Origin of the sequence: Streptomyces sp. RG80 (assembly GCF_040446465.1) — a bacterium.
In the GTDB taxonomy this organism is placed as follows: Bacteria; Actinomycetota; Actinomycetes; order Streptomycetales; family Streptomycetaceae; genus Streptomyces.
This window is the reverse complement of sequence record NZ_JBEAAJ010000001.1, coordinates 960,130-972,606: the sequence shown is the minus strand read 5'-3', so window position 1 is coordinate 972,606 and position 12,477 is coordinate 960,130. Positions and strand designations below refer to the sequence as shown.

8 protein-coding genes are annotated in these 12,477 nt (G+C 70.7%); 3 read left to right on the top strand and 5 right to left on the bottom strand.

Annotated features, from left to right (window positions below; all coding sequences use genetic code 11):
• Positions 1–72: 72 nt before the first annotated feature.
• From ABKA17_RS04465 to ABKA17_RS04455, 3 genes are all read right to left on the bottom strand, one after another.
• Complete coding sequence (locus tag ABKA17_RS04465) at positions 73–840, bottom strand: enoyl-CoA hydratase/isomerase family protein (protein WP_353690486.1); 768 nt, start codon at positions 838–840, stop codon at positions 73–75.
• 78 nt (positions 841–918) lie between these two features.
• Complete coding sequence (locus ABKA17_RS04460) at positions 919–2,163, bottom strand: L,D-transpeptidase (protein WP_353690485.1); 1,245 nt, start codon at positions 2,161–2,163, stop codon at positions 919–921.
• A gap of 167 nt (positions 2,164–2,330) precedes the next feature.
• The gene (locus tag ABKA17_RS04455; RefSeq protein ID WP_353690484.1) at positions 2,331–3,551 is read right to left on the bottom strand and encodes a L,D-transpeptidase; all 1,221 of its coding nucleotides are present in this window, start codon (positions 3,549–3,551) and stop codon (positions 2,331–2,333) included.
• Positions 3,552–3,699: 148 nt separating this feature from the next.
• On the opposite strand from ABKA17_RS04455, the gene glgX reads away from it, so the two are divergent.
• The 3 genes from glgX (at position 3,700) to ABKA17_RS04440 (ending at position 10,606) form a co-directional block, all read left to right on the top strand.
• Positions 3,700–5,946, top strand: coding sequence for a glycogen debranching protein GlgX (gene glgX, locus ABKA17_RS04450; protein WP_353690483.1), 2,247 nt, complete (start codon positions 3,700–3,702; stop codon positions 5,944–5,946).
• Positions 5,947–6,017: 71 nt separating this feature from the next.
• Positions 6,018–9,116, top strand: coding sequence for an NACHT domain-containing protein (locus tag ABKA17_RS04445; protein ID WP_353690482.1), 3,099 nt, complete (start codon positions 6,018–6,020; stop codon positions 9,114–9,116).
• Positions 9,117–9,196: 80 nt separating this feature from the next.
• Positions 9,197–10,606 (top strand): sulfatase family protein, encoded by a 1,410-nt coding sequence (locus ABKA17_RS04440; protein ID WP_353690481.1) that lies wholly within the window; start codon positions 9,197–9,199, stop codon positions 10,604–10,606.
• Here ABKA17_RS04440 and ABKA17_RS04435 read toward each other — a convergent pair whose 3' ends face one another.
• A complete protein-coding gene (locus ABKA17_RS04435; protein ID WP_353690480.1) occupies positions 10,607–11,239 on the bottom strand; it encodes a response regulator in 633 nt (210 codons plus the stop codon). It abuts the gene before it with no gap.
• Positions 11,229–12,473: a sensor histidine kinase gene (locus tag ABKA17_RS04430; protein ID WP_353690479.1), complete on the bottom strand. Its 1,245-nt coding sequence runs from the start codon at positions 12,471–12,473 to the stop codon at positions 11,229–11,231. Before ABKA17_RS04430 ends, ABKA17_RS04435 begins: the two co-directional genes overlap by 11 nt.
• Positions 12,474–12,477 lie beyond the last annotated feature (4 nt).

Here is a 12,477-nt window from a genome sequence, read left to right as displayed (position 1 = left end):
GGGACCCGGATCAGACATCCCGTCAACAGCAAGTGGTTCGGGCGAGTTTCCTCGACGGAATTCAGCGGCGCCTCAGAGGAACTTCGCCTTGCCGGGACCTTCCTCGACGAAGCTGCGCATACCGGTCTCACGGTCGGCTGTGGCGAACAGGCCCGCGAACCAGTTCCGTTCGACGGCCAGTCCGGTGTCGATGTCCGTCTCCAGACCCGTGTCGATCGACTCCTTCGCGGCCCGCAGGGCGATCGCAGGACCCTGCGCGAGCTTCGCCGCCCAGGCGTGCGCCTCGGTGTACACGTCGGCGGCCGGGACGACCCGGTCCACCAGACCCAGCCGCTCCGCCTCGTCGGCCTTGACCATCCGGCCGGTGAAGATGAGGTCCTTCGCCTTGGACGGGCCGATGAGCCGGGCCAGCCGCTGGGTGCCGCCGGCGCCCGGGATCAGACCGAGCAGGATCTCGGGCTGGCCCAGCTTGGCGTTGTCGGCGGCGATCCGGAAGTCCGCGCACAGCGCGAGTTCGCAGCCGCCGCCCAGCGCGTAGCCGGTGACGGCCGCGACGACCGGCTTGGGGATGCGGGCCACCGCGGTGAAGGAGTCCTGGAGGGCGCGGGCGCGCAGGACCATCGCCGTGTGGTCCATGGCCTGCATCTCCTTGATGTCCGCGCCCGCCGCGAACACCTTCTCCCCGCCGTAGATCACCACGGCCCGCACGTCCTCGCGGCGCGTGGCCTCCTCGGCGAGCTCCTTGAGCCGGTCCTGGACGGCGATGTCCAGCGCGTTCATGGGCGGGCGGTCGAGACGAATGGTGCCAACACCGTCGGCCACTTCGAGAGTCACGGTCATGGCAGCAGGTTAACCACCATTAACGACGGCGGACCCGGTGCCGTTGGTCACAGCACCGGGTCCGTCGCACGCGGGGTCCTACTTGGTCCACTCCGCCCAGGAGAGGTTCCAGCCGTTGAGGCCGTTGGCCGGGTCGACCGTCGGGTCGGTGGAGTTCTTCACCGTCACCACGTCACCGACCATCGAGTGGTTGAAGAACCACGCGGCCGGCGCCGACTTGTCGTAGCCGCCGCGCACATCGCGCAGGCCGATGCAGCCGTGGCTGGCGTTGTAGTTGCCGAAGGCGCCGCCGCCCCAGTAGTTGCCGTGCACGAAGGTGCCGGAGTCGGTCAGCCGCGCGGCGTGCGGGACGTCCTTGATGTCGTACTCGCCGTCGTAGCCGACGGTGTCGCCGTTCATCCGGGTCACCGTGAACTTCTCGCTGATGACCATCTGGCCGTTCCAGGTGGCGTAGCCGGGCTTGCCGGTCGTGACCGGGATGGTCTTGTAGAGCTTGCCGTCCCGCATGACCTTCATCGTGTGCTTCTTGGCGTCCACGATCGACACCTGGCTGCGGCCGATGGTGAAGGACACGGTCTTGGACTGCTTGCCGTACACGCCCTTGCGGCCCTCGACACCGTCCAGGTTCAGCTCGACGGTGACCTTGGTGCCGGACTTCCAGTACTTCTCCGGGCGGAAGTCGAGGCGGTCGTTGCCGAACCAGTGGCCCTGGACGTCGACGGCCGGCTCGGTCTTGACGGTGATGGCCTTCTCGACGGCCTCGGGGCTGGTGATGCCCCGGGTGAAGCGGACCGAGAAGGGCATTCCGACGCCGACCTCGGAGCCGTCCTCCGGTGTGAAGGTGCCGATGAAGGTGTTCTTCGGCGTCAGCGTGGTGAAGCTGGAGTCCTCGGCCGCCTCGCGGCCCTCGGAGTCCTTCGCGACCGCGTGCACCGAGTACTTGGTGGAGGCGGCCAGATGGCTGGACGGCGTCCAGGAGGCGCCGTCCGCGGATATCTTCCCCGCGACCTTCTCGCCCTTGGAGTCCTTGACCTCGACGGTGGTCAGCTTCCCCTTGTCCGCGCTGACCTTGAGGGCGCCACTGGTCTCGACGGACTTCGTGCCGTCCTTGGGCGCGATGGCGACCACCGCCACGGACTGCTTGCTCTGCGCGCTGTCCGAGCTTCCGCCCTTGCCGGCGCCGGGCTTGGCGTCCGAGTCCCCGCCGCCTCCTCCGCACGCGGTGACGGCGGTCAGCGCGACCCCCAGCAGCAACGCGGACAGCCGCTTACGGCCACGTCCGCGTGCGTCAACCGACGCCCCCGATATCGGTCGCACGTTCAAGTCTTCTCTCCCCTCGCAAGGCCCGGTCACAGGCCCGCAACCCCTGGCGCGTCCCGCGCGTCCGGTGATATTAACCGCAAGATCAGGCCCGTCGACGGGGTGCGATTGTCACCGTTCGGTCCCAACTGCACCCGCGCGCCACCGCCCTGACCCGGCCCCCCACCTGGTTACTTCACCGCGCTGCCCGCCTTCCACTCCTTCCAGCCCATATTCCACCCTCCGAGGCCGTTGTCAGGAGCGACCTTTTTGTCATCGCTGTGGACGACCTCGACGACGTCCCCGATGAGGCTGCGGTCGAAGAACCAGCCCGCGGGCGTGTCCGAGCTGCCCCCCTTCACATCCCTCAGACCCACACAGCCGTGGCTGACATTGACCTTGCCGGGGGCGCCCGGCGCCCAGTAGTTGCCGTGCAGGAAGGTGCCGGAGTCGGTGAGGCGCATGGCGTGCGGGACGTCCGGGATGTCGTACTCGCCGCCGAAGCCGACCGTGCGGCTGTTCATCCGGGTCACCTCGAGCATCTCGGAGACGACCATCCTGCCGTTGTACGTGGTCGTCCTGGGCGCGCCCGCCGTGATCGGCACGGTCGCGAGGAGCTCGCCGTCCCGCCTGACCTGCATGGTGTGCTTGGCCGCGTCGACCAGGGAGACCTGGCTGCGGCCGACGGTGAAGGAGAACGTCTTGTACTGGAGCCCGTAGACGCCGGGCGCCCCTTCGACGTCCCGCAGCCGGAGCGCGACGGTGACCTGGGTGCCGGGCTTCCAGTACTGCTCCGGCCGGAAGTCGAGGCGGCCCTTGCCGAACCAGTGCGGGCGGATCTCCACAGGGGGCTTGGCGGTGACGTGGACGGCGCGTTCGACCGCGGCCCGGTTCTCGATCTCCCGGTTGAACTCCAGGGAGACGATCATCCCGGTGCCGACCGTGGAGCGGTTCTCCGGGGCGACGTAGCCGATGAAGCGCTCGTCGGGGACGTACGTCGTGAAGGTGGTGTGCCGTGCGGAGCGGCGTCCGTGGCCGTCCAGGGCGACCACGTCGACGGTGTACTCGGCGGCGAGCGCGAGTCGTGCCTCGTCGGGCTCCCAGCGCAGGCCGTCCTCGGAGACGTGGCCGGGCACCGGGGTGTCCTGCGCGTCCTGGGACTTGACGACCTCCACCGACTCCAGGCGCCCGCTGGGCACCCGGATCCGGAACCTGGTGTCCGGCCGGACCCCCTTGCTGCCGTCGTCCGGCCAGACGCGGATGACGTCCTCGGGTGCGGGGGGTTTGCCGAGCCCGCCGAGATCGATCCCTCCCGTGGCTCCGGAAGTGCAGCCGGCCAGCAGTCCGGCCCATGTCAGTACGGCGGCCAGTGCGGCCCCCGCGCGCCGTGCGCGCCCTTGTACGTGCCTCACACCGCACCCAACGACGGGCCCGCCCTGGGGAAACGTGAGTGCGAGGCAAGCTCTGGGCAGAACAGTGGGGAGAACGACTGGAGAGGGTGTTCGGCCGGGACGCCGTACGCCCTTTTGCCGGTCGTTCCGTGAGCCGTGGGAGGCCTAGGTGTCCAGCGCAGCCGAGCAGGAGGCGGTGGCCGAGGGGACGCGTCCCGCCGCCGTCGTCAATGGCGCGCGGCATGCGGTGCCGCCGCCGGCCGTTCCCGTGTGGCCGGGTGCGTCGACGCCTCTCGGGGCGCGGTTCCGGGTGGGTCCGGACGGGGTCGCGGGCACCAACTTCGCGCTGTGGGCGGGCGGGGCGGAGGGCGTCGAGCTGTGCCTCTTCGACGAGGGCGGCAAGGAGACCCGGGCGCGGCTGACCGAGCTGACGCACGAGATCTGGCACGGCTTCGTACCGGGGGTGATGCCCGGGCAGCGGTACGGCTACCGGGTGCACGGCCGCTGGGATCCGTGGACCGGCGGCCGCTGGAACCCGGCGAAGCTGCTCCTCGACCCGTACGCCCGCGCGGTGGACGGCGACTTCGGGCTGCCGCCGGAGACGTACGGGCATGTCCGTGACTGGCCGCAGCAGCAGGTCGCCGACACCGTGCGCGACGACCGGGACTCGGCGCCGTTCGTCCCCAAGGGTGTGGTCGTCCACGACGACTCCCCCGACGACGAGTGGGAGGACGACCGCCGTCCGAAGACACCGTGGGCGGACTCGGTCATCTACGAACTGCACGTGCGCGGCTTCACCAAGCTGCACCCGGGGATTCCGGAGGAACTGCGCGGCACCTACGCCGGGTTGGCCCACCCGGCGGCGATAGAGCACCTGGTGAAGCTGGGCGTGACGGCGGTGGAGCTGCTCCCCGTCCATCAGTTCGCCCACGAGGACCATCTGTTGAGGCGTGGCCTGAAGAACTACTGGGGCTACAACTCCATCGGCTACTTCGCCCCGCACGCCGCATACGCCGCCTCCGGTACGACCGGCCAGCAGGTCGGCGAGTTCAAGCGGATGGTGCGCGCGCTGCACGCGGCCGGTATCGAGGTCATCCTGGACGTGGTCTACAACCACACCGCGGAGGCGGGCGAGTTGGGCCCCACGCTGTCGCTGAAGGGCATCGACAACCGGGGCTACTACAGGTTGCAGTCGGACGCCCGGCGGTACGCCGACTACACCGGCTGCGGCAACACCCTGCACGTGGTGCAGCCGCACGTCCTCCGTCTCATCACCGACTCGCTGCGCTACTGGGTCACCGAGATGGGCGTGGACGGCTTCCGCTTCGACCTGGCGGCCGCGCTGGCCCGGTCGATGCACGACGTCGACATGCTGTCCCCCTTCTTGGCGGTCATCGCGCAGGACCCGGTGCTGCGCCGGGTGAAGCTGATCGCCGAGCCGTGGGACGTGGGCTCGGGCGGCTACCAGGTCGGCGCCTTCCCACCCCTGTGGACGGAGTGGAACGACCGCTACCGAGGTGCCGTCCGGGACTTCTGGCGGGGCGCGCTGCCGGACGTACGGGATCTCGGCTACCGGCTGTCGGGCTCCAGCGACCTCTACGCCTGGGGCGGGCGCCGCCCGTACGCCTCGGTCAACTTCGTGACGGCGCACGACGGTTTCACGCTGCGGGACATGGTGTCCTACGAGCGCAAGCACAACGAGGCCAACGGCGAGGGCAACCGGGACGGTTCGGACGACAACCGGTCGTGGAACTGCGGGGCCGAGGGCGAGACCGACGACGAGCGGGTACGAGGGCTCAGGCGCCGCCAGCTGCGCAACCTGCTGACGACGCTGCTGCTGTCGACGGGCGTGCCGATGCTGGTCGCGGGCGACGAGCTGGGGCGCACCCAGCGCGGCAACAACAACGCGTACTGCCAGGACAACGAGATCAGCTGGCTGGACTGGGGGCTGCTGGAACAACCCGGCTGGAAGGCCCTGTTCGACCTGACGTCGAGGCTCATCGCGCTGCGGCACGAGCACCCGGTCCTGCGTCGCCGGGCCTTCTTCTCCGGGCGCGCGCACTCCGCGGACGGGCTGCGGGACCTGGCCTGGTTCACGGCCCGGGGCGCGGAGATGACGGAACGGGACTGGTACGCGCCGGCGGGCACGCTCGGCATGTACCTGTCCGGCCGGGACATCCCGGGCCGCGACGAGCGTGGCGCCCCGATCCTCGACGACAGCTTCCTCGCCGTCCTGCACGCCGGCGACCGCCCGACCGGCTTCACCCTGCCGGGACCGCCGTGGGCGGAACGGTACGAGGTGGTCGTGGACACCTCGCGGGAGGAACAGAGCGAGGTACCGGGGGTGGTGCACCGGGCGGGGGCGACGATCACGGTGCCAGCCCGGGCGGTGTTGCTGCTGCGGGTGGCGGGCTAGGCCGTGAGGCCTCAACAGCCGTCGCGCGCAAAGCCGTTCATGGGCTACGGCCGAGCCGGTAGCCTCGCTCCGTGAGCGGACAGATCCAGACTCTTCTGGGTTCCGCGGCCGGTGTCACCGTCGTGGCGGTGGTGCTGTTCGTGGCACGCCCGTACTTCACCACTCTGGCCACCTGGGCCGCGCAGGCGACTCCGCACGCCGTACGCAGGCTGTACCGGCGACTGCGCCCGGTCGGCGGCCGGCGGCTGAAGCGCTACCGCGATCAGGTCCGCGTCGAATGCGCCAACGTACGGATCGGTCTCTCGCCCGCGGACCGGGACGGCGACGAAGGGCGTCCGCCCGGTCTGCGTGACGTCTATGTGCCGTTGCAGTGCGAGCGCGGCGGCGGCCGCTGCGACGCCGCGGGACTGCTGCGCGGCCACCGCCGCACCGTGCTGCTCGGGGAGCCGGGGGCGGGCAAGACACTGCTGCTCAAGCACGAGATGCTGGAGTGGGCGGACGGCGGGGACGACAAGGTCGTACCGGTGATCGTCGAGCTCCACGCGAGCAACCGTCGCAAGGACCCCTTCGAGGAACTCATCACCGAGAAGTTCCAGCAGGCGGGCATCGCCACCGCCGCGGAGATGGTCGAGCGGCGCCTGGACTCCGGTGGGCTGCGGGTCTTCTTCGACGGGCTGGACGAGGTTGGTTCCGAGGAGTTCGAGCGGGTCGTCCGAGAGCTGCACGACTTCGCCGTCCGGCACCCCGACTGCGACATGGTCGTCTCGTGCCGGACCGCCGCCTACGACCAGCAGCTCCAGGGCGTGTTCGACCAGGAGATCCGTATCGCCGAGTTCGACGACGCCTCCATCCTGCGCTTCCTGGCCAAGTGGCCCGACCTCGCCGACCAGGTCACGGCGGCCCGGATCTTCCAGGCACTCCAGGACGACCCGGAGCTGATGGTGCTGGCGCGCAGCCCGCTGATGCTCACCCTGATCGCCTACCTCCAGTCCGGCGACCGTCCCGAGAGCGTCGGCCCGCTGCCCAACTCCCGGGCCCGTTTCTACGACATGGCGGTCGCCCATCTGCTGGACCGGGACCGTCTGCTGAACCGCAGCGAGGCGATCGGCACCTACCACGCGGGCCGCAAGACGCTGGTGCTCCAGCGGCTCGCGCTGCGGCAGCTGAGCGAGTCGTCGGCGCGCGGCGACCAGCAGGAGATCACCCGCGAGCAGTTCGAGTCGGTCATCGAGGAGCTGCTGCCCGGCTTCGACCTGGACCGCAGTCCTCATCTCGAGGGAATGCTGCGGGAGATCGTCAGCCGCAGCGAGCTGATCAAGGACATCGACCGCGGCCGTCACTACCAGTTCACCCACCTCACGCTCCTGGAGTACCTCGCCGCCTGCGAACTGCGGGCCGACGAGCACACGTTGATGCATCACTACCGACGCGACCCGAAGCCGTGGCGGGAGACCGTGCGCATGTGGTGCGCGGTCACCCGCGGCTCGTGCACCCGGGTGGTGCGCGAGGTCTTCGAGGACGCCGACATGTGGCGCAAGGTGCTAGCCCTGCAGTGCCTGGCCGACGCCGTGCACATCGAGGACGAACTGGCCCAGGAGATCCTGACGTTCTTCCTCGACGGGCTCGGCGACCCCGGTGACCAGCACGGGCACATCGCCAAGGGGCTCGGCACCCTGGCGGCCAGCAACAGCCCGCGGGGGCGCCGGGTTCTGGAGGCGCTGGTCGAGACGGCACAGGGTCCCGCCTCGGCGCGGCGGACGGCGGCGCTGCGGGCCCTGACCGTGTCGGGGCGCCAGGAGGCGGCGCAGGCCCTGGCCGGCCAGCAGGACGACGAGGCGCGTACGGCGCTCCAGGCGATGGGCGACGTGGCGGTGTCGTCGCTGGCCCGGCGGGCCGAGCTGGGCGAGATCTGGGCGGTGCGCTCGCTGCGAGCGGTGGGGACACCGACCGCGGCGGTACAGCTGGCGGGGCTGCTGTGGAACGGGCACCCGGTGGTCTTCCCCGTCGCGCGGGCGGCGGCCTGGAACCTGGCGTCGCTGATGAGCAGCCCGGAGGTACGGGACGCGCTGAGCGACTGGACCCCGCCGCCGGACCTGCCGCGCGACCAGCAGTACGGGTGGATCTGGAGCGGGCTGCCGTACAACGGCACGCTGAGGGTGGTCGCGGCGCGGGTGGCGTGGCTGATGGACTGCGGGCGGCTCGACGGGCATCCGGCCTCCGATCTGGCTTCCGACATGGAACCGGCCGGGGGCGTCACGACCGTCCACCCGCATATCGGGATACCTCTGTTCGCCTGTGCCCGGTTTCGTTGGGCGAGGCTGCCCAGCGGGGACGCCACCTGGCGAGAAGTGGACAGCCAGGTCAATGTGGCCTGGGAGACGCTGGAGCTGCCGTCGCACGTCTCCGCCAGGGGTCCGCTGCTCGATCGCCGGCGTCTGTGCGACTTCGCCTTCAAGAGCCCGGCGGCGCCGTCGGGCCGTGGCCGACAGGCTCTGGAGCCGCTGCGCGACGTGCTGCTGAGGATCCACGGCGTGCCACCGACGCAGCAGGCCGTGCTGCGGGCCCTGCCCTGGGCGGTGCAGGTGGAACTCGTCAGGATCCGGTTCGGCGACCCGGCGCACCGGTTCGGCACGCGGCTGCGGCACAGTGCGCGGGACCTGCGGACCCAGTGGTGCCAGATCCAGGAGCAGCCGGATCCGCCACGCGCGCTCAACGCCATGGCCTGGGTCGCGGGAGGTCTGCTGACTCTCCTCGTTGCCGCAACCGGCGGCACGCGCATCGTCTCCCAGATGTTCGGTTGGCACCCGTTCGGTCTCGGCCCCTGGGGACCGACGAATCTGGCCAAGGTGGTGTTCCTCCTCATCCTCTTCGCCGCTGCGGGACTGGTGTTCGTCGCGCGCAGACGCTCCTGGGACGACCCTGACTGGGACGACGTCGTGGATCTGATGGCCACCGCCCTGGGAGTGGTTTTCGTGTCGGTCCTGCTGTGGCTCGCGATCGACACCGGGAAGGAGCTGACAGGCGGCTGGCGGGTCCCCCTCCTCATGGCGGCCGTGCTGACCGGATGCTGCGCCGTGTCGGTCCAGTGGACCTCCCGAATCAACGAGAAACGCAACAACCCCCTGCGCGCCGCCTTCTCCGCCCAGCCGGACCTCGCCCAGAACCGATAGACCCGGGCAACGTTTCAGGTCCATGAACTCCACGCCGGATCGCTGGCCATGGGACGAGGTCCGTTGATCCACTGAGGCACATGCCCGAGATATCCCGCCGTGCCTTCGGTGGTCTCGTCGGCGGCGGTGCCGTGACCGCCGTCGCCGGTACGACGACCACAGCCGAGGCAGCACCCGCCGAGCGCCCCTTCTCGGCCCGCCGGACCGCCGCCCCCGGCAGGCGCCCCAACATCCTGGTCATCCTCGGTGACGACCTCGGCTGGGCCGATCTGTCCTCCTACGGTGCCCCGCACATCAGGACGCCGCATCTGGACCGGCTGGCTCGGCAGGGGGTGCGGTTCACGGATGCGTACTCGGGGTCGGCGACCTGCTCGCCGACGCGGTTCAGCCTCTATACGGGGAGGTACCCCGGCCGGACCAAGGGCGGGCTCGCCGAGCCGATCGCCGACAGGTCGCAGGGGCTCGACCCCAACCATCCGACCCTCGCCTCACTGCTGAGGAAGGCCGGTTACTCCACCGCCCTCATCGGCAAGTGGCACTGCGGCTGGCTGCCCGACTACAGCCCCACCAAGTCCGGCTGGGACGAGTTCTTCGGCAACCACGGCGGCGTGCTGGAGTACTTCTCCAAGCTCGGCCAGCTCGGGGAGTACGACCTCTACGAGGGCGATGCCGAGTACAAGGACCTGCGCTACTACACGGAGGTTCTCACCGAGCGGGCCGTCGAGTACGTGGGCCGCGAGCACGACAAGCCCTGGCTGCTGAACCTCAACTTCACCACCCCGCACTGGCCCTGGCTCGCCGAGGGCGACGCGGAGACCGGCGCCGAGATCGAGGCGAGGATCCGGGACGCGAAGACCCAGGCCGAACGCAGCGTCGCCTTCAACCAGTACGACGGCGGCTCCGTCGCCAAGTACACCGAGATGGTGGAGAGCCTCGACGCGGCCGTCGGCGAGGTGCTCACCGCGCTGCGCCGGTCCGGGCAGCAGGAGAACACCCTCGTCCTGTTCGCCAGTGACAACGGCGGTGAGCGCTGGTCGTACCTGTGGCCGCTGAGCGGCAAGAAGGCCTCGCTCCTGGAAGGCGGCATCCGGGTGCCGACCATCGTGCGCTGGCCCGCCCGCATCGACGGCCACCAGGTCAGCCACGAGCCGAACTTCTCCCCCGACTGGACCGCGACCCTGCTGGAGGTCGGCGGCGCCCGGCCGGACCCGGCGTATCCGCTGGACGGGACGAGTCTCGCCGGATACCTGCTCAAGGACGAGGAACTGCCCGAGCGGGACCTGTTCTGGCGGGTGCGGGCCAACCGGGCGCTCCGGCGCGGCGACTGGAAGTACTACCGGGACGCCGACGGCACCGACCACCTCTACGACCTCGGCGCCGACCAGCGCGAGCAGGCCGATCTCGCCCCGGACAGACCGGAGTTGCTCGCCGAGCTCAAGGCCGCCTGGGAGAAGGTGAACGGCACCCTGCTGCCGTACCCGGCGTCCTGATCAGCCGAGGATGCCCCGCTCGTACGCCGTCGCCACGGCAGCGGCGCGGTCCTTGACGCCCAACTTGCCGTACAGGTGGGTGAGATGGGTCTTCACGGTGGCCTCGCTGATGAAGAGCTCCCGGGCGATCTCGCGGTTGGACGTGCCCCTGGCGACCAGGGCCAGCACCTCGCGTTCGCGCGCGGAGAGCGGCTCGTTGCCGGGGGTGCGCACGGCGGTGACCAGTCGGGTCGCGACCGCCGGGGAGAGGACGGTACGGCCCTCGGCGGCGGCCCGCACGGCGGTGAACAGCTCCTCGCGCGGGGCGTCCTTGAGCAGATAGCCCGTCGCGCCCGCCTCGATCGCGGGCAGGGTGTCGGAGTCGGTGTCGTACGTGGTGAGGACGAGGACCTTGGCGCGGGCGGCGCGCCGGGTCAGTTCCCGGATGGCGTCGACTCCGCCGCCGCCCGGCATGCGCAGGTCCATCAGGATCACGTCGGGGTCGAGCGCGGCGGCCCGCTCCAACGCCTCGACGCCGTTCGACGCCTCGCCGAGGACGGTGAAGCCGGGGGCGCCCGCGAACATGCCGCGCAGACCGTCCCGTACGACGGGATGGTCGTCGACGATCAGCACGGAGATGTCGTCACTGGTCATGGCGGACCAACGGTACGCGAGCCGACAGCGCGGTGCCGTGGCCCGGCTCGGACTCGACCGTGAGGGAGCCGGCGATGCGTTCGGCGCGGGCCCGCATTCCGGCGAGGCCGAAGCCGCCGGCCGGCGTGTGCTCGCGTACGGCGGTCGGGGCGAAGCCGACGCCGTCGTCGCGGATGTCGAGGATCACCTCGTCGCCAAGGAAGGACAGGGTGACGCCCACCCGGGTCGCGGCAGCGTGCCGGGCGGCGTTCGACAGAGCCTCCTGGACGATCCTGAGCAGGGTGGCCGCGACCTCCTCGTGCAGTTGCTCCGCGCGGCCGGTGACCGTGAACTCGGCGCGGACGCCGGTCCGTTCGCCCCATTCGGCGACCGTCTTCTTCAGGGCCTCCGGCAGTCCGGCGTTCTCCAGGGCCACCGGGGCGAGGTTGTGGACCGAGCGGCGGGCCTCGCCGAGGCTGTGCCGGGCCAGGTCCATGGCACGGCTCGCGTGCTCCCGCGCGGTGCTGTCGTCGGGGGCGTTCGCGACGACCTGGAGCTGGGCGATGATGCCGGTCAGGCCCTGGGCGAGGGTGTCGTGGATCTCGGCGGCGAGGCGGCGGCGCTCGTCGGCGACCCCCGCTTCCCGTGCCTGGAGCAGGAGTTGGGTGTGAAGGGCGGCGTTCTCGTCGAGCGCCTGCTGCAGCGCCTCGATGGTCTCGGCGCGCTCCCGGGAGCGCTGCTCCTCCTGCTCGGTGATGTGGGCGACGAAGGCCTGGAGGCCGAAGTTGACGACCAGGAGCCCGGCGAACCCGAGCCACTGGGCGATGCTGCGCACCGGCAGCCCGCCGACCTGCGCGCCCGCCACGGTGATGACGCTCGCGAACAGTCCGAGCCGCCGCCACCTGCCCGGGATCAACTCGTCGGCGTCCATGTAGCCGGCGGCGGCGTAGAACGCGAAGAACGGGTTGATCCAGGTGAGGACGAAGGCGATCGCCCAGCGCACGACGTAGTACGCCGTGCCGGCCCGGGAGGGAGTGCGGCCGCGGTCCGCGCGGCGGTGCCGGGTGGCGTGCCACCACAGCTGGAGCACGATCGCGGCGGCGACCAGGGATCCGGCGGTGTACCACTCGGTGGGGCCGTCCATCAGGTCGGCGGCGACGCCCGAGAGGACGGCCCCGACGCCGAGCAGGGCGTACGGCCCCCAGACGTGCAGCTGTTCCAGGCGCCGCTCGATCTGTGTGTCCGCCGCGGTCATGTGC

Bases quoted from the DNA above. Each gene is read 5' to 3' on its own strand.
- ABKA17_RS04430 (WP_353690479.1), bottom strand. From the start codon at position 12,473: ATGACCGCGGCGGACACACAGATCGAGCGGCGCCTGGAACAGCTGCAC.
- ABKA17_RS04440 (WP_353690481.1), top strand. From the start codon at position 9,197: ATGCCCGAGATATCCCGCCGTGCCTTCGGTGGTCTCGTCGGCGGCGGT.
- ABKA17_RS04465 (WP_353690486.1), bottom strand. From the start codon at position 840: ATGACCGTGACTCTCGAAGTGGCCGACGGTGTTGGCACCATTCGTCTC.
- ABKA17_RS04435 (WP_353690480.1), bottom strand. From the start codon at position 11,239: ATGACCAGTGACGACATCTCCGTGCTGATCGTCGACGACCATCCCGTC.